At 39.4% G+C, this 22879-nt stretch carries 22 protein-coding genes and 5 tRNA genes; 6 read left to right on the top strand and 21 right to left on the bottom strand.

Annotation, left to right across the window (positions count from 1 at the left end; all coding sequences use genetic code 11):
• The first annotated feature begins 14 nt into the window (after positions 1 to 14).
• A complete protein-coding gene (gene tal / locus HV560_RS04550; RefSeq protein ID WP_159629135.1) occupies positions 15 to 962 on the top strand; it encodes a transaldolase in 948 nt (315 codons plus the stop codon).
• 54 nt (positions 963 to 1016) lie between these two features.
• Here tal and HV560_RS04545 read toward each other — a convergent pair whose 3' ends face one another.
• From HV560_RS04545 to rlmKL, 5 genes are all read right to left on the bottom strand, one after another.
• Complete coding sequence (locus HV560_RS04545; protein WP_176812254.1) at positions 1017 to 1340, bottom strand: DUF2322 family protein; 324 nt, start codon at positions 1338 to 1340, stop codon at positions 1017 to 1019.
• A 160-nt stretch (positions 1341 to 1500) separates the two neighbouring features.
• Complete coding sequence (gene nagA, locus HV560_RS04540) at positions 1501 to 2643, bottom strand: N-acetylglucosamine-6-phosphate deacetylase (protein WP_176812253.1); 1143 nt, start codon at positions 2641 to 2643, stop codon at positions 1501 to 1503.
• Between the two features lie 77 nt (positions 2644 to 2720).
• Positions 2721 to 3515 carry a glucosamine-6-phosphate deaminase gene (nagB, locus tag HV560_RS04535; RefSeq protein WP_176812252.1) on the bottom strand — a complete coding sequence of 265 codons (795 nt, stop codon included), beginning with the start codon at positions 3513 to 3515 and terminating at the stop codon, positions 2721 to 2723.
• 161 nt (positions 3516 to 3676) lie between these two features.
• Positions 3677 to 4156, bottom strand: a complete 480-nt coding sequence (gene trmL / locus HV560_RS04530; RefSeq protein WP_159629131.1) for a tRNA (uridine(34)/cytosine(34)/5-carboxymethylaminomethyluridine(34)-2'-O)-methyltransferase TrmL — start codon at positions 4154 to 4156, stop codon at positions 3677 to 3679.
• A 13-nt stretch (positions 4157 to 4169) separates the two neighbouring features.
• A complete protein-coding gene (gene rlmKL, locus HV560_RS04525; protein ID WP_176812251.1) occupies positions 4170 to 6305 on the bottom strand; it encodes a bifunctional 23S rRNA (guanine(2069)-N(7))-methyltransferase RlmK/23S rRNA (guanine(2445)-N(2))-methyltransferase RlmL in 2136 nt (711 codons plus the stop codon).
• Positions 6306 to 6498: 193 nt separating this feature from the next.
• Here rlmKL and narL point away from each other — a divergent pair, with 193 nt between their 5' ends.
• The gene (gene narL / locus HV560_RS04520) at positions 6499 to 7128 is read left to right on the top strand and encodes a two-component system response regulator NarL (protein WP_176807463.1); all 630 of its coding nucleotides are present in this window, start codon (positions 6499 to 6501) and stop codon (positions 7126 to 7128) included.
• A 31-nt stretch (positions 7129 to 7159) separates the two neighbouring features.
• Here narL and HV560_RS04515 read toward each other — a convergent pair whose 3' ends face one another.
• The 6 genes from HV560_RS04515 to rbsD all read right to left on the bottom strand — a co-directional run bounded on the left by HV560_RS04515 (position 7160) and on the right by rbsD (position 13011).
• Positions 7160 to 8170 carry a substrate-binding domain-containing protein gene (locus HV560_RS04515; protein ID WP_176812250.1) on the bottom strand — a complete coding sequence of 337 codons (1011 nt, stop codon included), beginning with the start codon at positions 8168 to 8170 and terminating at the stop codon, positions 7160 to 7162.
• 32 nt (positions 8171 to 8202) lie between these two features.
• Positions 8203 to 9123: a ribokinase gene (rbsK, locus tag HV560_RS04510; RefSeq protein WP_176812249.1), complete on the bottom strand. Its 921-nt coding sequence runs from the start codon at positions 9121 to 9123 to the stop codon at positions 8203 to 8205.
• Positions 9124 to 9207: 84 nt separating this feature from the next.
• Positions 9208 to 10086 (bottom strand): ribose ABC transporter substrate-binding protein RbsB, encoded by an 879-nt coding sequence (gene rbsB / locus HV560_RS04505; RefSeq protein ID WP_176807466.1) that lies wholly within the window; start codon positions 10084 to 10086, stop codon positions 9208 to 9210.
• Between the two features lie 21 nt (positions 10087 to 10107).
• Positions 10108 to 11076: a ribose ABC transporter permease gene (rbsC, locus tag HV560_RS04500; RefSeq protein ID WP_176807467.1), complete on the bottom strand. Its 969-nt coding sequence runs from the start codon at positions 11074 to 11076 to the stop codon at positions 10108 to 10110.
• A gap of 9 nt (positions 11077 to 11085) precedes the next feature.
• On the bottom strand, positions 11086 to 12582 hold the full coding sequence (gene rbsA, locus HV560_RS04495; protein ID WP_176812832.1) for a ribose ABC transporter ATP-binding protein RbsA: 1497 nt from the start codon (positions 12580 to 12582) through the stop codon (positions 11086 to 11088).
• A 9-nt stretch (positions 12583 to 12591) separates the two neighbouring features.
• Positions 12592 to 13011, bottom strand: coding sequence for a D-ribose pyranase (rbsD, locus tag HV560_RS04490; protein WP_176807468.1), 420 nt, complete (start codon positions 13009 to 13011; stop codon positions 12592 to 12594).
• A gap of 293 nt (positions 13012 to 13304) precedes the next feature.
• On the opposite strand from rbsD, the gene HV560_RS04485 reads away from it, so the two are divergent.
• The gene (locus HV560_RS04485) at positions 13305 to 13565 is read left to right on the top strand and encodes a YfhL family 4Fe-4S dicluster ferredoxin (RefSeq protein WP_159629122.1); all 261 of its coding nucleotides are present in this window, start codon (positions 13305 to 13307) and stop codon (positions 13563 to 13565) included.
• A gap of 28 nt (positions 13566 to 13593) precedes the next feature.
• Here HV560_RS04485 and ygfZ read toward each other — a convergent pair whose 3' ends face one another.
• Together ygfZ and HV560_RS04475 are read right to left on the bottom strand one after the other, a co-directional pair.
• Positions 13594 to 14484 carry a CAF17-like 4Fe-4S cluster assembly/insertion protein YgfZ gene (gene ygfZ, locus HV560_RS04480; protein ID WP_176807469.1) on the bottom strand — a complete coding sequence of 297 codons (891 nt, stop codon included), beginning with the start codon at positions 14482 to 14484 and terminating at the stop codon, positions 13594 to 13596.
• Positions 14485 to 14492: 8 nt separating this feature from the next.
• Complete coding sequence (locus HV560_RS04475; RefSeq protein WP_176809632.1) at positions 14493 to 15356, bottom strand: YicC/YloC family endoribonuclease; 864 nt, start codon at positions 15354 to 15356, stop codon at positions 14493 to 14495.
• A gap of 286 nt (positions 15357 to 15642) precedes the next feature.
• Between HV560_RS04475 and rph the strand changes: the two genes are divergently transcribed.
• Positions 15643 to 16359: a ribonuclease PH gene (gene rph, locus HV560_RS04470; protein ID WP_176809631.1), complete on the top strand. Its 717-nt coding sequence runs from the start codon at positions 15643 to 15645 to the stop codon at positions 16357 to 16359.
• Between the two features lie 90 nt (positions 16360 to 16449).
• On the opposite strand, the gene HV560_RS10505 is transcribed toward rph, so the two are convergent.
• The 6 genes from HV560_RS10505 to HV560_RS04440 form a co-directional block, all read right to left on the bottom strand.
• Entirely contained in the window at positions 16450 to 16938 is a 489-nt protein-coding gene (locus HV560_RS10505; protein WP_176812248.1) for a transposase, read from the bottom strand.
• Between the two features lie 184 nt (positions 16939 to 17122).
• Complete coding sequence (locus HV560_RS10500; protein WP_420371386.1) at positions 17123 to 17425, bottom strand: transposase-like zinc-binding domain-containing protein; 303 nt, start codon at positions 17423 to 17425, stop codon at positions 17123 to 17125.
• Positions 17426 to 17606: 181 nt separating this feature from the next.
• Positions 17607 to 17682, bottom strand: a tRNA-Val gene (locus HV560_RS04455).
• Between the two features lie 47 nt (positions 17683 to 17729).
• Positions 17730 to 17805, bottom strand: a tRNA-Val gene (locus HV560_RS04450).
• A 77-nt stretch (positions 17806 to 17882) separates the two neighbouring features.
• A tRNA-Val gene (locus HV560_RS04445) sits at positions 17883 to 17958 on the bottom strand.
• Positions 17959 to 18006: 48 nt separating this feature from the next.
• Positions 18007 to 18082 (bottom strand) — tRNA-Val (locus tag HV560_RS04440).
• Between the two features lie 182 nt (positions 18083 to 18264).
• On the opposite strand from HV560_RS04440, the gene gltX reads away from it, so the two are divergent.
• A complete protein-coding gene (gene gltX / locus HV560_RS04435; RefSeq protein WP_176812246.1) occupies positions 18265 to 19704 on the top strand; it encodes a glutamate--tRNA ligase in 1440 nt (479 codons plus the stop codon).
• 77 nt (positions 19705 to 19781) lie between these two features.
• Positions 19782 to 19857, top strand: a tRNA-Ala gene (locus HV560_RS04430).
• A 241-nt stretch (positions 19858 to 20098) separates the two neighbouring features.
• Here the strand turns inward: HV560_RS04430 and recN are convergent.
• Positions 20099 to 21778 (bottom strand): DNA repair protein RecN, encoded by a 1680-nt coding sequence (recN, locus tag HV560_RS04425; RefSeq protein WP_159629115.1) that lies wholly within the window; start codon positions 21776 to 21778, stop codon positions 20099 to 20101.
• A gap of 174 nt (positions 21779 to 21952) precedes the next feature.
• Complete coding sequence (gene lpxC / locus HV560_RS04420) at positions 21953 to 22873, bottom strand: UDP-3-O-acyl-N-acetylglucosamine deacetylase (protein ID WP_176807475.1); 921 nt, start codon at positions 22871 to 22873, stop codon at positions 21953 to 21955.
• Positions 22874 to 22879: the final 6 nt, after the last annotated feature.

The following is a 22879-nucleotide window of genomic DNA, read 5'->3' as shown; positions in this document are numbered from 1 at the left end:
AAAGGAATCAGACTATGAGCCAACTTGACACCTTAAGCAAAATGACCGTTATCGTTGCTGACACTGGTGATATTGAAGCAATCAAACTTTATAAGCCAAAAGATGCAACAACAAATCCGTCTTTAATTTTAAGTGCATCGGCATTACCGCAATATGCTCCATTAATTGAAGAAGCGATTAATTACGCAAAAGCACAAAGTAGCGATAAAGATCAACAGTTAGTTGATGCTGAAGATAAATTAGCGGTAAATATTGGTTTAGAAATCTTAAAACTTGTACCTGGACGTATTTCTACAGAGGTAGATGCTCGTTTTTCTTATGATACTGAAAAAACCATCGCTAAAGCACGTAAATTAATTGGATTATATAACGATGCAGGCATCAGTAATGATCGCATTTTAATTAAAATTGCCTCTACTTGGCAAGGTATAAAGGCAGCAGAACAGTTAGAAAAAGAAGGCATTAACTGTAACTTAACGTTATTATTCTCTCAAGCTCAAGCTCGTGCGTGTGCAGAAGCAGGGGTTTACTTAATCTCTCCATTTGTTGGTCGTATTTTAGACTGGTACAAAGCTCACGAAAGTAAAGAGTATGCTCCAGCTGAAGATCCAGGTGTAATTTCAGTAACCAATATCTACAATTACTACAAACAACACGGTTATGACACTATTGTAATGGGTGCAAGTTTCCGTAATGTAGGAGAGATCATTGAGTTAGCTGGTTGCGACCGTTTAACCATCTCACCACCGTTATTAAAAGAGCTACAAGAGAGCGATGAAAAATTAGTTTGCAAGCTAGATTACAAAGGTGAAATCAAGCCTCGTCCAGAAAAAATGACAGAAGCAGAATTCTACTGGGAGCATAACCAAGACCCAATGGCAGTGGAAAAATTAGCTGAAGGCATTCGTAAATTTGCGATTGACCAAGAGAAGTTAGAAGCAATGCTTGCTGAAAAACTGTAATATGTAAATATAAACCCCGCTTTAAATAAATGTTAAAGCGGGGTTTATATTTAATTAAATTTTTTGTTCTACAACTGGCTCTAAAACCAGCTGTAAATCGTTATCAATAACCTTGAATAATAAATCAATATTTGGATGTTTGCCTATATGGGTTCTCGCCTCTTCAGTATGCTCTGCAAACCATTCAAGACCTTGCTGTGCTGCATTCACATCTAACTTTCCTTCAAATTTTTCGTAAAGTGCGTAATAGAGTCTTAGTGAGCCTAGTTTTCCTTCAATGGCTGGAATATGTTGCATCACCTCACCACTATTAATAACATCTAAGCCTGAAAGATGATCGATGGTCGGAAAAGTCGCTAAGTAATCTTTAAATTGCATTTGGTTCTCCCTGATAAAGATAAAGGCAGATACTACATCTGCCTTTTGATTATATGCTATTATGATTAAAGTTTATAGCTTAAAGATCCGTTAATTATACAAGCGGTCGAATTTGTTCAATTTTTTGTAAAAGTTCCACTAATTTTATTAGCACTTAACATTAATTCCAATGTAACTTGCCATTTACGGCAGTACCTTTCACACTGAACTGATTATCAAAAATAGCTAAATTAGCGATCTTACCTACACTCAATGAGCCAAGTGTATCTTCAACGCCAATCGCTCTTGCTGGATAAAGTGTACTCATTCGAATGGCTTCATTAAGACTGATGTTACAATGTTGAACAACATTACGGATTGACTCAATCATGGTAATGGCTGCACCGCCTAAAGCCCCAAATTCGTCGTAGCATTTTCCATCTTTTACCGTTATTTTTTTACCGATAAAGATGAATGAGTCAATATTGCTCCCTGCTGCTGCCACCGCATCGCTCACAATTAATAATTTATCGCCTTTTGCTTTTTTCGCAATGCGAATATTGCCCCATTCAACGTGTAAACCATCGCAAATAATGCCTGCATAAATATCGCTATCAAGCACTGCACCTACAACACCACCTTCACGCCCAGAGCTAACTGGCGACATCGCATTATGCAAGTGTGTAGCAAAAGCAGCTCCCTCAGCAATACGCTCTTTGGCTTTAGCATAAGTAGCGTTTGAATGCCCAAGTGAAACGATAATACCTGCCTCATTAAAGCGTTTGATATAATCAGCCGCTGGGTTTTCCGCCGCAATCGTAATTTTGGTAATCACATCACCATTGGCACAAAGAAAATCGAGCATTTCAGGGCTGATATCACGAATAAATTCTGGACGGTGGACCCCTTTCTTCTCTACACTTAGATAAGGTCCCTCAAAGTGTAAGCCTAACGCCTGGTTTTTATGTTTGGATAAATACTCTCTCATAATAACCACCGCTTGCTTCATACCTTCATCAGGTGAAGTAATAAAAGTGGGCAAGTAGCTGGTTGTACCTGAACGCAAATTGGTCTCCTGCATAATTTCAAGAGTAAGAATAGTAATCTCCTCATTAAACATCACACCACCACAGCCATTGAGTTGCAAATCAATAAAACCTGCCGATAAATTTACGCCACCTAAATCAATTTTTTCTAAATATTGGGGCAAATCAGCCTCAAGAGTAATCGCTTCAATTTTATCGTCTTTTACCACCAGAGCGTGTTGATACAATACCTGTTCGCCAGTGTAAATCACACAATTTGTTAAGGCATAATGATTCATATTTTGTATTCCTTTAAATGATAACAAGCGGTTATTTTCGCAAAATTTTTTGCAAAAACAACCGCTTGTAAAAATAATTAACGCACTACATTTTTCTCTAACTCTTTGAAATATTTAACTGTTTTTACTTTCAGCTCTTGGGTTGCTGGCTCATCACACACCACAATACCACGACGATGTAACTGTAAGCAGCTAATAGTCCAAAGATGATTTACCGCACCTTCCACACAAGCCTGCAATGCTAACGCTTTGTGATGACCTGTAACTAAAATCATGACTTCTTCTGCATCAAGCAATGTGCCTACACCCACTGTTAAAGCAAATTTTGGCACTTGGCTTACATCATTATCAAAAAAGCGAGAGTTGGCAATACGAGTATCTTCCGTTAATGTTTTGATACGAGTACGAGAAGAAAGTGATGATGCAGGCTCATTAAATGCAATATGACCATCTACTCCGACTCCGCCCATAAAGAGATGAATTTTACCGTAAGAACGGATTTTTTCTTCATAACGCTCACATTCTGCATTCACATCTTCAGCCATACCGTTGAGGATATTGATATTTTCAAGTGGGATATCCACGTGATCGAAGAAATGCTTAAACATAAAACTGTGATAGCTTTCAGGATGCTCTTTCGGTAAGCCAACATATTCATCCATATTAAAAGTAACCACATTTTTGAAACTCACTTCACCTGCTTGGTAAAGTTTAATTAACTCTTTATACGTTTTTTCAGGTGTACCACCCGTTGGTAAGCCAAGTACGAAAGGTTTCTCTTTAGTTGGTTTAAAAGCATTTATACGATCAACAATATAACGAGCAGCCCAAACGCTGACATCACGATCCGTTTCTAGTGGTATTAAACGCATAGTATCTCCTTGATTTTTAAATTAACACTTCATTTTTTATCATTTTAATGAAATATCGCTTCAAATTCTATTTTTTATCTGTTTTTTGTGATCCAGATCACATAAAATTTAAGCGGTTTAATTTCTACAAAATTTTGCAAAAATTAAACCGCTTGTCATAATTAAATTGACTGTGCCGCCACCGCATTCTGATAACCAAATTGTCGCCACGCCTCATAAACCACTACCGCAACTGAGTTCGATAAATTCATACTGCGACTGTCTTTACACATTGGAATGCGGATTTTTTGTGACATCGGCATTTCTGCTAGCAACGGTTTTGGAATGCCTCGGCTTTCTGGCCCGAACATTAAGAAATCACCCAATTCATATTTCACATCGCTGTGGTTTTGCTCTCCACGCGTAGTGAGTGCAAATAGGCGTTTTGGCTTAGCCCGTGCTAAAAAGTCTTCAAAATTTTTATATTTTTGAATATCAACAAATTCGTGATAATCCAAGCCCGAACGGCGTAATTTTTTATCATCCCAGCCAAATCCGAACGGCTCAATCATATGTAAACGAAAGCCACAATTTGCACAAAGGCGAATAATATTCCCGCTGTTTTGTGGGATTTCAGGTTCGTATAAAACAATGTCTAACATTTTAAATTCAGTCTTATAAATGCTTCACAATCCAACAATTATGAATCTGCGGATTGCGTTCAAAATCGAGCGGTAAGGTTTTATAAGAAATGTTTTCTGCCGTTAAACCTAATTCCGCCAAGCCGTCAAAATCCATTTTGAAACCACGTTTGTTGTTCGAGAACACGATAGTACCATCTGCGGTTAAAATGCGTTTGAGCTGCGTCATCAGATTGATGTGATCTCGTTGTACGTCCCAACTGTTTTCCATTCGTTTTGAGTTAGAAAAAGTGGGCGGATCCACGAAAATCAGCTCAAATCGCTCACGACATTGTGCAAGCCATTGCAAACAATCCGCTTGATATAAATGATTATGGCGAAGCGACAGGTTATTCAGCTCTAAATTCTGTTCTGCCCAATTCAAATAGGTTTTCGACATATCTACCGTGGTGGTAGATATTGCTCCATTTAATGCTGCGTGAACCGTTACCGAGCCAGTGTAGGCAAATAGATTGAGGAAAGTTTTTCCTTTTGCCATTTCGCCGACCATTTTGCGAGTGAATCGATGATCGAGGAACAAGCCTGTATCCAAATAATCGGTTAAGTTCACCCACAGTTTCGCACCATACTCATTTACATAGAAATAGTCGCCTTTGTTCGCTAATTTTTCATACTGGTTTGTGCCTTTTTGTTTTTGGCGAACTTTCAGTACCAATTTGTTTGTTTCCACACCGGTTACATAAAGCGTTGCTGAAACCGCATCAAGCAAGCGTTGGCGTGCCTTTTGCTCATCAATATTTTTCGGGGCTTGATACTCTTGTACCACAATGTGATCGCCATATCTATCTACTGCTAAATTATATTCAGGTAAATCTGCGTCATACAAACGGTAGGCATCAATACCCTGCTGCTTTGCCCATTTTTCGATTTTTTTGATGTTTTTGGTAAGGCGATTTGCAAAATCTGGTGCAACTTGCACATTTTGTTCAGATTGCATATTTTCATCAAAATCTGACCGCTTGTGAGTGTTTTCACTGATCAGATAATTTTTCTGAATGCAATCCAAAGGTCCGTTTTTCGCTTTAAATTGACGCGCAGAACGCAAACGCAAGCAGTTAAGTAACTCTGGCTCACCACTAAAAATCGAAGCATTCCAACCGCCGAATTGCTGTTTTAAACGCTGCCCGAATACCGAATAGAGGGCAATTAACGCAGGGGTTGTGCCTAAACGTTCGCCGTACGGTGGGTTACAAATCACGGTGCCAATTTGATCTGGAATTGGATTTTTCAATGCCGCTACATCACCTTTTTGCCAGTGAATTAAATGATCCACCCCTGCATTTTTAGCGTTTTGTTTAGCTTTGACAAGAACACGGTGATCTAAATCAAAACCATAGAATAGCGGTTGAATTTCATCATTTTTTTGCAAAAATGCCTCATCTAAAACCTCACGCCATAGTGCTAAATTATGCCCTTTCCACGCGTTAAAGCCCCAATGTTTACGGTGAAGTTGCGGTGCAATATTCCCCGCCATTTGTGCCGCTTCAATTAATAACGTGCCAGAACCACACATTGGATCAACTAACGGCGTATCTTTTTTCCAGCCCGAACGTAGCACAATCGCAGCAGCCAAAGTTTCACGCAAGGGGGCTTTACCCGTCTCTTCACGGTAGCCACGAATATGTAAAGCATCGCCACTGAGATCCAGTGAGATCACCACATTCTCACGATCCAAATAAACGTGAATCCGTACATCGGGGTGAACTTTATCCACCGTTGGGCGAGCAAAACCCTTACGCTCAAAATAATCCACAATACCATCTTTTACACGCATTGCACCAAATTGGGTATTGCGGATTTCTCGATTCGTGCCATTAAAGTCAATATAAAAAGTATCACGAGGGTCGAATAGATCTGCCCAACTAAATGAAACGATGGAGGCATATAAATCACTATCGCTAAAAATTTTCGTATTGATTAACGGCAATAAAATACGAGAGGCAAGGCGGCTATGTAGCAATGCCTGATAAGCCCCTTTTAGACTGGTGGTAAAATGCACCCCGCCTTGAGCTACTTTGCATTCCGCATTGCAAATTTGCTCTAGCTCGGTTTTGAGCATTTCTTCAAAACCTCGTGCAGCGGTCGCAAAATAAGTTGTTTGATTTGTCATTTTTGGTTACTCAAATAAAAATATCGCCACATTATAGCCGAACAAGCGGTCTTTTTCTTGCAAAGTTTTGCAATTTCTTGATGAATTAAAACTTAGCCAAGATCAAAAAAGAGCGTTTTTTTAAAATCATAACCTTGCTATTTTAGAGTAATAATTGCAGAATGAGCCGATTATGGAAAGAAAGGAGAAAGAAATGACAACTCCAACGAATATTTTATTAATTGACGACCATCCACTTATGCGTCAAGGTATGCGTCAATTATTAGAACTAGACGATCAGTTTACAGTAATAGGCGAAGCCAGCAACGGCACAGATGGCATTGAACTGGCATTACAGCTTGAGCCAGATGTGATTATCTTAGATTTAAATATGAAAGGAATGTCTGGATTAGACACCTTACGCTCATTAAGAGCACAAGGCGTAGATGCTCGTATTATCGTGCTAACAGTTTCTGACGAGCAATCAGACATATTTGCGTTAATGGACGCTGGTGTTGATGGCTACTTATTAAAAGATACCGATACGCCAGAATTGCTAGATAATATCCGCAGAGCTACCGCAGGCGAAGTGGTATTAAGCGAAACTGTTCGTCAGCATTTATTAAACCGCCAACCAGAAAATGATCCTCTTAGTTGCTTAACCGACCGTGAACTTGATGTTTTACAATGGATAGCAACAGGTATGTCAAACAAACAAATTGCAGCCCAACTCTTTATTTCGGAAGAAACAGTAAAAGTACATATTCGCAACTTATTACGTAAACTGAATGTTCACTCTCGTGTAGCGGCAACCGTTCTCTATTTAGAGCAACAGAAAGGCTAAAATAGATGATAAAAATACTGCATAAGATAAATTATGCAGTATTTTTATTTATAGTAAGAATTGAGTCTCTTAACACCAATTTAGGCTCTAACATAATGGTTTGAAAATCGCTAGATGGTGAGCCGATCCGCTTTAACAACGTTTCAACCGCAAGTTGCCCTAATTCCGCCTTAGGCTGACTAATCGTACTCAATGGTGGAGAAAGGTATTTCGCCAGCTCAATATCATCGTAGCCGATAATTGAAATATCTTGCGGTACGCTTAAACCGTGCTGCCAAATAGCTTGGTAAGCTCCCACAGCAATCGTATCACTACAAGCGAAAACTGCGGTCGGTTTTTCTGCTTGATCAAGTAATTGATTCATTGCCTCAATGCCACTGGCAAAATCAAAATGCCCCCCAATAATCCAATTTGGATTCAGCGGAATATCCGCTTCCATTAAGGCTTTTTTGTAGCCCTCTAAACGGTTTTGGGCGAGGGATTTTTTGATATTACCCGTGATAATGCCAATTTTTTCATGCCCAGCCTCAATCAAGGTTTTTGTTGCAAGATAGCCACCAGATATAGAATTTTCAAAGATTTTATCGGCATTTAGTTCAGTAAACCACCAGTCCACCACCACAAGTGGCAGCGGGATATTTAGCCGTTCGCTATTATTTGATCTCGCATCACCACACATTAGCAATAAGCCATCTACTTTGCGTTGAATTAGCGTTTGTATATGGTGCTGTAAACGCTCAGCATCTCCATTAGTAGTAGCAATAATCAAATTATAGTGATGTTGCTGGCAATAACGCTCAACGCCAGCCATCACCTCCGCAAAGAAAGGGTTGCTAGTTGTGGTGACTAACATACCTATCGTTTTGGTCTGATTAACTTTTAAGCTACGAGCCAATGCAGAGGGCATATAATTTAGCTCTTTTACTATCGTTTGAACTTTTTCTCGAATTTCCTCACTCACAAAGCGGCTGTTGTTAATTACGTGAGAAACCGTCGAAGTTGAAACTTTCGCTAGCCGAGCAATATCTTTCATTGTTGCCATTTGCAAAAATTTCCTAAAAAAACAACCGCTTGTTAGTGTTGCTGGCTGAGAAAATCTAAGGTTTCTTGGCGAGTTGGAATCGATGACTGAGCACCTTTTCGCGTGACACTGATAGCTGCTGCTGCGTGTGCAAAACGAATCGCCTCATCAAGTGGCTTATCTTCCAACATTGCGGTAACCAATCCACCGTTAAACGTATCGCCTGCGGCGGTAGTATCTACTGCATTTACACGAAAACCCGCAACGATTTCCCCTTGCCCATTTTCGCTAACGAACACGCCTTTTGAACCCAGTGTAATCAGCACTTTTTGAATGCCTTTTTGATGAAATATTTGAGCAGCTTGTTTCGCACTTGCTTCATCAACGACTTTTATACCCGTTAAAATTTCCGCCTCTGTTTCATTTGGGGTAATCATATCTAAAAGGCTTAATAATTCATCAGGTAATTCTCTGGCTGGTGCAGGATTAAGCACAACTTGCGTGTTGCTGTTTTTAGCGATTTTTGCAGCTTGAATAATAGCTAATAAAGGCGTTTCTAACTGCATTAATAAATAATCAGCTTGTGCAATTTCCGATTCAAATTCAGCCACAACCGCTTCGTCTAAATAACCGTTCGCTCCAGCTGAAATCACAATGCTATTTTCACCAGATTCCGCAACTTGAATCATCGCAATACCTGTCATTTCATTTGCTATCGATTTGATCGGGCGAGTATTAATACCGTCTTTCTCGAACTCAGTTTTCATTGCTTTACCGATGTCATCATCGCCAATACAGCCAATAAAAGACACTTTTGCCCCAAGCCGAGCTGCCGCCACTGCTTGATTCGCCCCTTTACCGCCGTAAGCAATGTGGTAACTATGCCCCGTGAGCGTTTCCCCTGGTTTAGCAAAGTAGGGAACGGAAATCACGTGATCAGCGTTAATGCTACCGAGAACGGTGAGTTTTTTCATAGTAAGTCCTTAGTTGCCAATATTTGCCCAGCACGGCAAAGCCGTACTGGGTTACGCATAATTCAGCCCCGCTAGGCTAAGCAATTATTTTGCAATAACTTTTAAATCAACAGGAATTTTTGCTTCCACTTTTTCGCCTTTAATCACTTTATTGGCAGTTTCCACACCTAATGCACCAATTAATTCTGGTTGTTGAGCAATAGTGGCGGCTAATTTACCACTTTCTACTGCTTTCACACCATCATCTGTACCATCAAAACCAACGATTAACACATCTTTCTTAGCTGCACTCACTGCACGTAATGCACCTAATGCCATTTCATCATTTTGTGCGAAAATCGCTTGTACATCGCCTTTGCTTGATAATAAATTTTCCGTTACATTCAAGCCTTTTGTACGATCAAAATCAGCGGGTTGAGATGCTAATACATTGAATTTATGCGCATCAATCGCTTGTTTAAAGCCCTCTCCACGCTCACGTGCAGCTGATGTACCCGCAATTCCTTCTAATTGGATAACTTTTGCGCCTGCACCCAATTTTTGTGCGATAAAATCACCTGCCATTTTACCACCTGCTACGTTATCTGATGCGATGTGGCTGACTACATCTCCTTTGGCTGCACCACGATCTAATGTAATTACAGGGATGTTATTACGATTTGCAATTCTCACTGCATTTCCAACCGCTTCTGAATCTGTTGGGTTAATCAATAACACTTTAGCCCCACGCACGGTTAAATCTTCCACGTTAGAAAGCTCTTTTGCTGGGTCATTTTGAGAATCCAGCACCACTAATGTGTAGCCTAATTCATCCGCTTTCTTTTGAGCCCCATCTTTAAGGCTCACGAAAAATGGATTATCTAAAGTTGATACCGCTAATGCGATTGTCTCTTTCGCTGAAGCAGTTGCCGCTACAGAGAAACTCAACATAATAGCTGAAGCGAGCGTTGTTAATTTTTTCATAGAAATCTCCTTTGAAGATGATTATACTTTTTTAGTGCCTAAATAATTATCAGCTAATACTGCTGCTAAAATAACCAATGCTTTAGCAATCATCTGATAATACGAAGAAATATCCAATAAATTGAGTGCATTATTTAAGAAACCGATAATCAATGCCCCAACTAATGTTCCCATTACACGTCCCTTACCACCCATTAGGCTGGTTCCACCTACAACAACCGCAGCAATAGCATCAAGCTCATAAGAGACACCTGCAGTTGGCTGAGCAGAAGAAAGACGCGAAGTGATAATTAAGCCTGCTAGTGCAGATAAGAAACCACTTACAGCAAATACGAAAATCTTGATTTTATTCACGTTAATGCCAGAAAGTCGGGTAGCAGATTCATTACCACCTAAAGCGTAAATATAACGACCTATCGGTGTGTGTTTTAAAATATACCAAGCCACAGTAAATACAACTGCCATAATCCAAATAGGAAAAGGAATGCCAAATAAATACCCTGTGCCAATGAAAGAAAACGCGTCTGCTTGGTCAGAAAAACCGGTGCTGATTGGTCGTCCGTCTGTATAAACCATTGTTAAACCACGTAATAACGTCATTGTCACTAAGGTAGCAATAAAGGCTTGCACTTTGCCTTTTGCCACAATCACGCCACTCATACCGCCAAAGGCTGTTCCTAGTAATAAAACTAATGGAATGACAAGGAAAATCGGCATTTCCGACCCCACTAATGAGGCTGCCACTGCACCTGTTAATGCCAAAACCGAACCTACTGATAAATCAATCCCTGCAATTAAGATGACAAACGTCATTCCCACCGCAATAATCGCATTCACAGAAGTTTGACGTAGAATATTTAAAATATTGTCCACGCTGAAGAAATCAGGGTTAATCATTGAAACAATGATGATTAAAATAAATAACGCGACAAAAGAACGTTGCTCTATTAAAAATCTACTTAATTGAAATTTATTTGTTTGAGTTGTCATAAAAACACCTTAATTTAACGCTATATTTTTGCCGATAGCTGCTGCCAATAATTTTTCTTGGCTTGCTTCTTCACGAGTAAATTCTGCACTAATCCTACCTTCACGCATCACTAATATGCGATCGCTCATACCAAGCACTTCAGGCATATCAGACGAGACCATCAAAATACTTAATCCATCTTTTTTAAACTCATTGATTAATTGGTAAATCTCTTTTTTCGCACCAACATCAACACCTCGAGTAGGCTCATCTAAAATCAATACATTTGGGCGAGTCATCAAACCTTTGGCTATTGCAACTTTTTGCTGATTACCGCCAGATAGCAACCCAATTTGTTGATCTTGGCTTGGCGTTTTGATATTAAACATCTCGATAAAATCATCCACTGCCCGTTTTTCTGCATCCTGTCGGATAGAAGCCCCTTTTGAAAAATGATCTAAAGAGGTTAAAGACATATTTTCTTTCACCGACATTCCCAAAATCAGCCCATCGCCTTTGCGATCTTCAGAAATATACACAATGCCGTTATTCAGTCCATCTTGCGGACAGCTATTTGAAATTGCCTTGCAGTTTAACTCAATCGTGCCAGCGGTTTTAGATAACGCACCATAAAGCACCTTCATTAACTCAGTACGCCCTGCTCCCATTAAGCCAGAAATACCCACAATTTCACCTTTATGTAGTTGGAACGACACCTCGTTCACGCCACCGCCCGTTAAATTTTTCACATTGAGTAATAACTCACCACGAGGTTGCTCCAAATGAGGATATTGTTCTTCTAAACGACGTCCAACCATCATTTCAATTAATTTATCTTCATCAAGATCAACAACTCTCTCCTCGCCGATAAATTGCCCATCACGAAGTACCGTTACATCATCACAAATCTCAAAAATCTCTTTCAAGCGGTGAGAAATATAAACAATTCCACGATTTTCCGCTTTAAGCTCACGAATGACTTTAAATAACGCTTCGGTTTCGGTGTCAGTTAAAGCATCGGTCGGCTCATCCATAATAATCACTTGAGATTCAAAACTAAGGGCTTTAGCAATTTCAACCATTTGCTGCTCACCAATCGATAATTCCGAGCAAAGCTGATGGCCACTATGTTTCACGCCAAGTCGAGCAAGTAATTTGTCCGCTTCTGCGTACATTTTCTTCCAGTCAATTGCTCCCCACGCGTGCCTAAATTCACGCCCGAGGAAAATATTTTCTGCAATAGTTAAATTGCCCACTAAATTCAGTTCTTGATGAATAATGCTAATGCCTGCTTCCTGCGAATTTTTAGGGCCTTTAAAAGCAACCTCATTGCCTAAATAATGAAGTGTGCCTGCATCTTTGCTATAAATACCCGTTAAGACTTTCATTAACGTGGATTTACCCGCTCCGTTTTCACCCATCAATGCCATCACTCTGCCAGCATACACCGACAAACAAGCATTGCTTAACGCTTTCACCCCAGGGAAAGATTTATCAATCCCGCTCATTTTTAACAAGGTTTCCATCATTCCACCTTAAAACGGTACGCCCGAATATAAAATGATGTTGGCATAAGGTGAACATTCCCCTGTACGCACAACGGCTTTACTATAGTGTGTCTGTTCTTTGAACATCTCGTGATCTACATAATCAATTTGAATTTGATTGTTTTGAGCTTGCTCCAATTGGTTTAAACGAGCTAATAAAGCGTCTAAAATTTGTGGATTTTTCTGCTTAATTTCTTCCGCAATCAGCACTCTCTCGACGAAAAGTTCGCTAACTACCACATCAAAAGTCTGTAAAAAACTCGGTACACCTGCGGTTAAAGCGAGATCTATTCTCTCCACACCATTTGGAATAGGTAAGCCTGCATCACAAATAGTTAAACTATCAGTATGCCCAAGTGTAGCAATGCTATGTGAAAGCGGTGCATTAAGATTTATCGTTTTTTTCATCTCAACCTTCCTTTATCTCGCTTGATTATGCTTGGAAAACAGTCCATCGAAACGTTTCGATAACATCATAAAAAATTTTTTCTCCGCAATAAACAACCAAATTGCAAAAATGTGAAGTAGTTCAAATTTTTTTGCTTTATAATAGGCAACCTTGAATGACAAGCGGTCAACTTTGTAAATTTTTTTGCACAAACGCTTGCGTTTGAACATCGGCTTTTGCCGATGGCACGAAGTGCGAGCGAAGCGAGTAAATCTAACCGCTTGTTTGATTTTTATTTTCTCAACACAAACTTATGGCTTTACTGATTACCCACAAATGTACCAACTGCGATATGTGCTTGCCCGAATGCCCGAATGATGCCATTTCGGTAGGCAATGATATCTATGTGATCGACCCCATACTTTGTACAGAGTGCGTTGGGCATTACGATAAGCCAACCTGCCAAAAAGTTTGCCCAATTACAAATTGTATTGTGAAAGATCCCGACAATCAGGAAACTGAAGAACAGCTTTGGGAACGATTTGTAATGATTCATCACCCAGACAAAATATAAAACGGTCATATTACTATGACCGCCTCTTTTACTCGCTTTCTTCTAAACTATACGGCAATTTTACCACCTGCAAATTCACACCCTTTACTCTAAATTGAGCGTCGGGTTCTACATCTTTATTCAGCACAGCTTGAACCCATAAAATATTATCGTGTATTGCACTGTCTAATATCGTTCCTGTGCTTTTCCAGTTTTCGCCTAATTGCATTTCCACTGCCGAACTCGGTTCAGGCAAATCCACATCGCCTTCAAACTTGCCCGCAAGGGTAAATAACGCTCGTTTATTCGCCCCACGATATTTGGCTCGGGCTACCGTTTCCTGCCCGATATAGCAACCTTTAGTGAAAGAAATCGCATTTTCCAGCAACTGTAAATTGGCCGCTTGAGGAATAAGTTCAAACTGATTTTCTTTCAACAAAACAGGAATACCATCTTGAATGTCCATTAATGCCCAGAGGTTTTCATCGCCATTTGGCTCAAGGTTTTCACCCCAAACAAAGGCTCGCTTTTGCCCTTGACTAAGCGTTAAAGCGGTCATATTTTCAGATAATTTTGCAAATGCTTCTTCGCCGACAATGCCGTAAATTGGGGTATCTAGCTCGGTGAAAGTCACTTTAGAGAACACAGCATATTTTTTTAATTGAGTAAGTGCTTCGGGCAATAAGCTGATGTGAATAATCGCCACAAATTTATCGCTTTTAGCACGGTATAATCGCAATAACGCACTCATTTTGCCTTTCGGATCGCAATGGCAGGTTAAAGTGTGGCTGCCTACTGCAATTTTTGCCACATCGCAGGTTAGTTGCCCTTGGAGATATTTCTCCGCATCTGCTCCTGCAATGTCTATTAAGCGATATTGGGAAAGTTGCACGCAGAGATTTGGATAAGCGTGACTAACTTGGTTACAACTCAATTTCATCGATTTTCCTACTCCAAATTCTGAATTTGCTCACGCATTTGTTCAATTAACACTTTAAGCTCTACCGCCGAATTAGTCACTTCCGCATTAATCGATTTTGAAGCGAGGGTATTCGATTCACGGTTGAGTTCTTGCATCATAAAATCTAATTTACGCCCCACGGCTCCGCCTTTCTTCAGGACGTTCGAGGTCTCTTTCACGTGCAGTTGCAAGCGGTCTAATTCTTCCGCCACATCAACACGCTGGGCAAGCAACACCATTTCTTGCTCTAAGCGTTGCGGTTCGAGCTGTAAATTCAACTCATCAAAACGCTGCTGTAAGCGATCTTTTTGCCATTGCAGAATTTCAGGCATTAACGCTTGTACTTTGGCTGCTTCAGCTGAAATTGCTTGCAAACGTTGCAAAATCAGGGCTTGTACGTTCTCACCTTCTCTTGCACGCATTGCGATAAAATCCGCCAAAATCTGCTCAAAACCGACTAATAAGTCTTGTGCAATTTGATCTAAATCTTGACTTTCATTATCTACCACACCTGGAAAACGAAGCACATCAACTAAGTTTATCTCACCTTCATTTGCGGTGTCTTTTAGCCATTTTAATGATTGAACCACTTGCGTTGCATAGGCTTTATTTAACGCAATTTCACTATTTTGCGTTTTGCTTAAATCAATACGCAAGCTACATTCAACTTTGCCACGAGTTAAGGCTGCACGTAAACGCTCACGCAAAGTCATTTCTAAATTGCGAAACTGCTCTGGCAAGCGAAAATAGGTTTCTAAAAAACGTTGATTTACCGAGCGAAGCTCCCACACTGCATTGCCCCACTCTTTTTTGATCTCTAAATGAGCAAAGGCTGTCATACTATAAATCATTATTATTCCTCATATGGTATAACCCTCTCTCCTTGTGGGGGAGGGATAGATTTTTCTCTAATTAGTAAAGAAAAGGTTCAGAAGAAAAATCTGGGAGAGGGGGAAATTTGCAAAAAAGTGAACAAAAATAACCGCTTTCCCCTCTCTCTGCTCGTTTCACTGAACGCCTCAACAAGCGGTCTCTCTCCCACAAGAGGAGAGAGCAAAATAGACTTGATAAAGAAAACTCACATTCTACTGTTTTCTTTGTTAAAATGGTAAAAATTTTAGCAAAAAGGAAAAGGAAATGCGTCCAAATAATCGAGCAAATAACCAAGTGAGAGAGATTAAAATTACCCGTAACTACACTCGTTACGCTGAAGGTTCAGTCTTAATTGAATTTGGTGAAACCAAAGTGCTATGTAACGCAACGGTGGAGGAAACTGTTCCTCGCTTTTTAAAAGGTCAGCAACAAGGTTGGGTAACCGCAGAATATGGTATGTTGCCACGAGCAACCCATTCCCGCACCCAACGTGAAGCCGCAAAAGGCAAACAAGGCGGACGCACAATGGAAATTCAACGCTTAATCGCCCGTTCTTTGCGTGCGGTAGTAGATTTAAAAACTTTAGGCGAACGCACAGTCACGGTTGATTGTGACGTTATCCAAGCAGACGGCGGCACTCGCACCGCATCAATCACCGGGGCGTGCGTAGCGTTACACGATGCAATGAACAAATTAGTGGCGAACGGCACACTCAAAACCAATCCAATGAAAGGCTTAGTCGCCGCAATTTCCGTCGGCATTGTCGAGAGCGAAGCGGTATGCGATTTAGAATATGTGGAAGACTCCAACGCCGAAACCGATATGAATGTGGTGATGGTAGAAGACGGTCGTTTAGTAGAAGTACAAGGCACCGCAGAGGGCGAGCCGTTCTCTCACGAAGAATTACTCACTTTATTAGATTTAGCGAAGCAAGGGATTAGCCAGCTCGTTGATGCTCAACGTAAAGCGTTGGCAAAATAATATTTGCAAATATTCGGCAAAAAATAACCGCTTGTTGATCTGCTCCCCAAAAGTTGGACAACCAAACCAACTGATTAAGGTGCAGATTTTTTAGGCATATAGGACAAAATAGTTGGTTTTTCTCCACTTTATATGCCAATAGGACAAAACAGTTGGTAATGAATATTTTTGATTATTCTTACCAACTCTTTTATTTAAAAAATCCTTAATAAACAATATCTTATGCTTCCTCGTTAAACCACTATATGGACACAATTTATCTTTTAACTCTTTAAATAACCCTTCTATCCGATTTGTGGTCTTTTCTATATGAAGCTCAAGGTGTTTTTCATAGGTAAATAGATAATCAAAATAACGATTAATACTCGCCAATGCACTCCTTACATTCCGATGTTTATAGGGATATTTTCCTTTTTCATTCACTTTGTCTGAACGTGCATTTAAAAAATCTTGATGTTTTATTTTCCAATAATGGATTTTTAAATAAAATTCATTTTTTGAGCTTGTTTTTAACGTTTTAATAATTGATTTCAATTCTCTACCAGCGTGAAATTGATGTTTTTTCCTTAACGCTCTCATTACAATCGCGACTAAGTGAAATTGACACATTTATGTTGGTGTATTTAGCATATCCCTTAACAAACCACGCCTACCATCACAAGTAATTGATTGAATTATATAGCCTTTTTCTCTGAGTTGATTTATTGCTTTCTTGTAGTAAATGTCTTTTTCTGTTTTCACAATTTGATGATAAATCACTTTTTTAGACCGCGAATCGACAAATAATCACACCAAAATCTCGATGGAAAAATGTGGTATCTATAATTAAATTGAGATATTTATGCCCAGGGGAATTTAATAAAGAGGTAGGGGCTTTCTCTAAATATCGGCGTATTGTTCGAGTGGAACAATGATATTTATCGGCTAATTGTTGTTGCGTTTGTTTTCCAACAGAATAATCATACCAAATTAATTCAGCATTTAATTTTTGTTTGAAGGTAAATGATTTATTACAGTTTAAACATTTGTAGCGTTGAGTATTATTTTGAGTGCCATATTTCTGGATTGGGGAATAGTGGCAAAAAGGACAGTTTTTTGTTCATTTTTCAAAAAACAGGGCTTAAAGCCTTGTACTATAAGGCTTTAAGCCACTTTTTACCAACTATTTTTCCTATATGCCAATTTATTTTCTTTTGGGTGGTAACTTAAAAGAGATATCTATTTAATCTAGTAAAATAAGACTAAATTGGTGGGCGATACCGGTCTCGAACCAGTGACCCCCTCCTTGTAAGGGAGGTGCTCTCCCAACTGAGCTAATCGCCCTTCAGATACGAAAATCGTAATGTGAGGTTTATGATTTTAGTCTTAAGTGGTGGGCGATACCGGTCTCGAACCAGTGACCCCCTCCTTGTAAGGGAGGTGCTCTCCCAACTGAGCTAATCGCCCACTTTAAACATAAAAGCATGCTTATGGAAGACTTAAAATCATAAGGGAATTTGAAAACAGAACACTTAAAGTTGAAGTGGTGGGCGATACCGGTCTCGAACCAGTGACCCCCTCCTTGTAAGGGAGGTGCTCTCCCAACTGAGCTAATCGCCCGTTTTCAAAAATTAGATTGTCACAACATCGGAACACTTAAAATTAAAGTGGTGGGCGATACCGGTCTCGAACCAGTGACCCCCTCCTTGTAAGGGAGGTGCTCTCCCAACTGAGCTAATCGCCCGCTGTTGTGGAAGTGAATTATAGAGATTTTTGCTCTTTCGTCAAACGCTTTTTACGCTTTTTTCCTTGTTTGCTGATTTTTTACCCCAGAAAATTAATTTTTTACTATTATTCACCCTCAAGCGTAGTAGAATAGACAAGTTTTTCTTCAAAATTTACAAATAATAAATTAGGCAATATAAAATGAAAATTGAAACCCTTTTCCCTTTAGATTCAAACATAAAAGTCCGTACTCGTTTTGCACCAAGTCCAACAGGCTACTTACACGTGGGCGGTGCAAGAACCGCTCTTTACTCTTGGCTATACGCAAAACATAATCAGGGTGAGTTTGTGCTTCGCATTGAAGATACCGATTTAGAACGCTCTACTCCTGAGGCAACAGCAGCTATTCTTAAAGGAATGGAATGGTTGAATTTAGCCTGGGAGCACGGCCCATATTTCCAAACAAAACGTTTTGACCGTTACAATCAAGTAATCGATCAAATGATTGAAGCAGGTACAGCATATCGCTGCTACTGCTCAAAAGAGCGCCTAGAAGAATTACGTAATACTCAAGAAACCAATAAAGAGAAACCTCGTTATGACCGTCGCTGTTTAGAAGAGCATTCACATTCAGTTGATACCCCACACGTTGTGCGTTTTAAAAATCCTCAAGAAGGTTCCGTTGTATTTGATGATGCCGTTCGTGGTCGTATCGAAATCAGCAATAGCGAATTAGATGACCTAATTATTCGCCGCACCGATGGCTCACCAACCTACAACTTCTGCGTAGTAGTCGATGACTGGGATATGGGAATTACTCACGTGGTTAGAGGCGAAGATCACATCAACAACACCCCTCGCCAAATCAACATTTTAAAAGCGTTAGGTGCTCCAGTACCGACCTATGCTCACGTTTCTATGATCAACGGTGATGACGGTCAGAAATTATCCAAACGCCACGGTGCAGTGAGCGTAATGCAATATCGTGATGATGGTTATTTACCTGAAGCATTAATCAACTATTTAGTTCGTCTAGGCTGGGGACACGGCGACCAAGAAATTTTCTCTCGTGAAGAGATGATCGAATTATTTGATATTCACTCTGTAAGCAAATCAGCCAGTGCGTTCAACACCGAAAAATTGCAATGGCTAAACCACCACTACATCCGCTCATTAGAGCCGAGCTATGTGGCGAAACACCTTGAGTGGCATATGCAAAATCAAGGTATTGATTACCAAAATGGTGTGGCGTTAGAAGAAATCATTCCTGTTTTAGGCGAGCGTGCAAAAACATTGAAAGAATTAGCCGCCAACAGTCGTTATTTCTATGAAGAGTTCGAGGCTTATGATGAAAAAGCGGTAGCCAAAAACTTCAAAGCCGAAGCGGTTGCGCCACTTGCAAAATTATTGGAAAAACTGACCGCTTGCACGGATTGGACGGTAGAAAATATTCACGATGCAATGAATGAAACCGCAGCTGAATTGGAAATCGGTATGGGCAAAGTTGGTATGCCGTTGCGCTTAGCAGTAACAGGGTCAGCACAATCTCCTTCTATGGATATTACAGCAAAATTAGTGGGTAAAGAGAAAACCTTGGCTCGTATTGAAAAAGCAATTAGCTTCATTCAAGCAAATAGTTAGTTTTTAATCAATTGGCTTTATCGTTATTTAAAGCCATTGACATATTAGAACAGAAAGCATATTATTCCGCCCATATTGGGGGTATAGCTCAGTTGGGAGAGCGCTTGCATGGCATGCAAGAGGTCATCGGTTCGATCCCGTTTACCTCCACCAAATAAATAAATTCAGTTAAATTCATTTGAACTGAAACCACTTCAGAAGCCTTGATTTTCAAGGCTTTTTTCATTTCTAATGCGTTCGTTTGCATTCAGTTGACGATGTAAAGTAGTATCCAAATCAAACCCAACTTGTTGGCTTAATAGATAAACCCTTAAGTAAGTGCATTTACAAAAATGAAAGAAAAAGGCTCTTGATAAATGCAGATGAAGCGATTCTTTTAGTCACTTCTTAGCGTTCAGGTATTCTCTGATAGCTTTAACATTTCTTCGGCATTTGCTAATACTGTTTCTGTAATTTTACTTCCACCGAGTAATTGAGCTAATGCTTGAACACGCTCATCCTCTGAGAGGAGAAGCATTTGTGTTTCAGTCTGGTTATTTTCAACATATTTTTGTACATTGAAATGTTGATTTCCGTAACTTGCAACTTGTGGTAAATGCGTAACACATAATACTTGGCATTTTTTGCCTAATTCACGTAACAATTTACCTACAGTTGTTGCTGCAGCTCCACTAATACCAACGTCTACTTCATCAAAAATAATCGTTGGAGTAGAAAGTTTATTAGCTGTTAATACCTGAACTGCCAAGGAAATACGCGAAAGCTCGCCCCCTGAAGCTATTTTTGCTAGAGGTTGGGCTTGTTGCCCCAGATTGCTTTGTAAGTTAAATTCAACAGAATCTGCACCGCTTGGTGATATTTTTTCAATATCATGCTCTACTTTAATGAAAAATTCACCATTTTCCATTGCTAAATATTTTATTTGCTTCGTAACTTGCTGAGCAAGTTTATTGGCTGCATCTATTCGCTTTTGATAGATTTCTTCTGCTAAGAATAAGCACTGTTCATATGCTTGTTTCTCATCTTGAATAAGTTGTTCTTCATTATCTTCAAAATCAAGCAATCCTTGTAACTCATTTTTTAATTTTGAGTGATACTGCCATAATTGATTAGGTTGAATATGATGCTTGCGGGCAAGCGAGATTGCTTGAGCAATACGATTATCTAATTCGTGCAATAATTCTGGATCTTGCTCAATTTTATTGGCCAATTGTGCTAGCTCAGAGCTGGCTTCTTGAACTTGAATCAGCGCTTCATTGAGCATATCCAACACACCTTGATAGTGCCCATCTACCTCAACTAAGCTTTCTGTATTGCGTAGAGCTTTATAAATAAGATCATTTGCATTAATGTCATTATTGCTTAGCAAGCTCATTATCTCATCTGAAACCTCAGTTAGCTCTTCTGAAGAAGATAGAACATTATATTTTTCTTCCATCTCTTCAAATTCATTTTCTTTAATCGCAAACTCATCTAATTCTTCAACTTGATATTGTAATAGTTGCTTACGAGCTTCATTTTCTTGACATTGCTGTCTGAAGTTTTTCACTCGTTTATTCAGTTCTTTCCAGCTCCCATATTGTTTTGCCATTTTAGCTAATAGAGGCTGTATAGCAGCATAATTATCTACGATTTCAAGCTGATATTCCTGTTTTAGTAATAATTGAGGGGCGTGCTGACCATTTAAGTGAATAAGATATTGACCTAGCTCCCTGAGCTGTGCAACAGGCAACGCTCTATTATTTACAAAAGCTTTTGAGCGTCCATCAACATTAATCATACGGCGTAAAATGCACTCTTGTGGATTATCTTCATCAAGAAGCTCGTGTTCATCTAACCACAAATAAGCCGGGCTATTTTTTTGCATAATAAAAGTGGCCGTAATATCCGCCCTATCTGCCCCGTTACGAATCATTCCACTTTCTGAACGATAACCTAAGCATAAACCTAAAGCATCAATTGCAATAGATTTTCCCGCCCCTGTTTCTCCTGTAATGACTGACATCCCTTCATTTAATTCAAGAACAAGATGCCGGACAATCGCAAAATTATTGATAGTAAGTTGAGTTAGCATACTAAATCCCCACACGAATTAACTGTATAGGCGTATAGTACAACTGTTTTTTTGAACAGTAAATAGGGAAGGGAAAAAATTGTAAATTTACACCACTTACAAGCGGTCGAATTTTTACAAAAATTTGCAAAAGAAAAAAGACGAGCATCACTGCTCGTCTTTATTATTAATCTATTAGATAAAAATTTCTTGCTGAACTTGATAACCTTGTGGAATTTGCTGCTTATCTTCAAACGTTACAAATTCCCAAGCATTTTTATTTGCAAGCAAGGCACGTAATAATTTGTTATTCAAGCCGTGTCCTGATTTATAAGCGGTAAGCTCACCAAGGATATTGTAGCCACACATATATAAATCACCGATTGAATCTAACATTTTATGGCGTACAAGCTCATCTTTAAAACGTAAGCCGTTTTCATTGAGAATTCGATAATCATCCAACACAATTGCATTATCTAAACTACCACCTAATGCTAGACCAATAGATTGAAGATATTCAACATCTTTCATAAATGTGAAAGTTCTTGCACGACTTAACTGCTGAATAAAGTTCTGAGCAGAGAAGTCCATTGAATAGCTACATACATTATTAGAAATTAGTGGGTGCTTAAAATCAATCGTAAAGTTTAATTTAAACCCTTTATCGTAGGGTTTTAATTCTGCCCATTTGTCGCCCTCTTCCACTCGAACTATTTCCTTTATACGAATGAATTTTTTCGGGGCATCTTGCTCTTCAATGCCCGCATCTAATAATAAATAAATAAATGGGCTAGAACTGCCGTCCATAATTGGGATTTCAGGAGCATCTACTTCAACAATTAAATTGTCTAAGCCTAACGCTGATATTGCTGCATTCAAATGTTCTACTGTTGAGATACGCACGCCATCATCATTTACCATACATGTACATAATTGTGTATCACGAATAGAGTCTGCACTTGCAGGGAAATAAACTGCAGGCTCTAAATCAGTACGGGCATAAATAACGCCAGTATTAGCGGGCGCAGGGCGTAACACTAAAGTTACTTTTTTACCACTGTGCAAGCCAATACCTGTTACTTTTGCTGCTTGTTTTAATGTTCTTTGTTTAATCATTGTTTG

The sequence above is a fragment of the Mannheimia pernigra genome, assembly GCF_013377995.1.
GTDB lineage: Bacteria > Pseudomonadota > Gammaproteobacteria > Enterobacterales > Pasteurellaceae > Mannheimia > Mannheimia pernigra.
This window is presented reverse-complemented; position numbering and strand designations above follow the sequence as displayed.

Coding starts and splice junctions, on each gene's coding strand:
- HV560_RS04485 (WP_159629122.1), top strand. CDS start 13,305: ATGGCTTTACTGATTACCCACAAATGTACCAACTGCGATATGTGCTTG.
- rbsD (WP_176807468.1), bottom strand. CDS start 13,011: ATGAAAAAAACGATAAATCTTAATGCACCGCTTTCACATAGCATTGCT.
- rbsC (WP_176807467.1), bottom strand. CDS start 11,076: ATGACAACTCAAACAAATAAATTTCAATTAAGTAGATTTTTAATAGAG.
- rbsK (WP_176812249.1), bottom strand. CDS start 9,123: ATGAAAAAACTCACCGTTCTCGGTAGCATTAACGCTGATCACGTGATT.
- recN (WP_159629115.1), bottom strand. CDS start 21,778: ATGCTAACTCAACTTACTATCAATAATTTTGCGATTGTCCGGCATCTT.
- nagB (WP_176812252.1), bottom strand. CDS start 3,515: ATGCGTTTAATACCACTAGAAACGGATCGTGATGTCAGCGTTTGGGCT.
- gltX (WP_176812246.1), top strand. CDS start 18,265: ATGAAAATTGAAACCCTTTTCCCTTTAGATTCAAACATAAAAGTCCGT.
- nagA (WP_176812253.1), bottom strand. CDS start 2,643: ATGAATCATTATGCCTTAACAAATTGTGTGATTTACACTGGCGAACAG.
- rbsA (WP_176812832.1), bottom strand. CDS start 12,582: ATGGAAACCTTGTTAAAAATGAGCGGGATTGATAAATCTTTCCCTGGG.
- rph (WP_176809631.1), top strand. CDS start 15,643: ATGCGTCCAAATAATCGAGCAAATAACCAAGTGAGAGAGATTAAAATT.
- HV560_RS04475 (WP_176809632.1), bottom strand. CDS start 15,356: ATGATTTATAGTATGACAGCCTTTGCTCATTTAGAGATCAAAAAAGAG.
- trmL (WP_159629131.1), bottom strand. CDS start 4,156: ATGTTAGACATTGTTTTATACGAACCTGAAATCCCACAAAACAGCGGG.
- HV560_RS04545 (WP_176812254.1), bottom strand. CDS start 1,340: ATGCAATTTAAAGATTACTTAGCGACTTTTCCGACCATCGATCATCTT.
- HV560_RS04515 (WP_176812250.1), bottom strand. CDS start 8,170: ATGGCAACAATGAAAGATATTGCTCGGCTAGCGAAAGTTTCAACTTCG.
- HV560_RS10505 (WP_176812248.1), bottom strand. CDS start 16,938: ATGAGAGCGTTAAGGAAAAAACATCAATTTCACGCTGGTAGAGAATTG.
- lpxC (WP_176807475.1), bottom strand. CDS start 22,873: ATGATTAAACAAAGAACATTAAAACAAGCAGCAAAAGTAACAGGTATT.
- tal (WP_159629135.1), top strand. CDS start 15: ATGAGCCAACTTGACACCTTAAGCAAAATGACCGTTATCGTTGCTGAC.
- ygfZ (WP_176807469.1), bottom strand. CDS start 14,484: ATGAAATTGAGTTGTAACCAAGTTAGTCACGCTTATCCAAATCTCTGC.
- narL (WP_176807463.1), top strand. CDS start 6,499: ATGACAACTCCAACGAATATTTTATTAATTGACGACCATCCACTTATG.
- rlmKL (WP_176812251.1), bottom strand. CDS start 6,305: ATGACAAATCAAACAACTTATTTTGCGACCGCTGCACGAGGTTTTGAA.
- rbsB (WP_176807466.1), bottom strand. CDS start 10,086: ATGAAAAAATTAACAACGCTCGCTTCAGCTATTATGTTGAGTTTCTCT.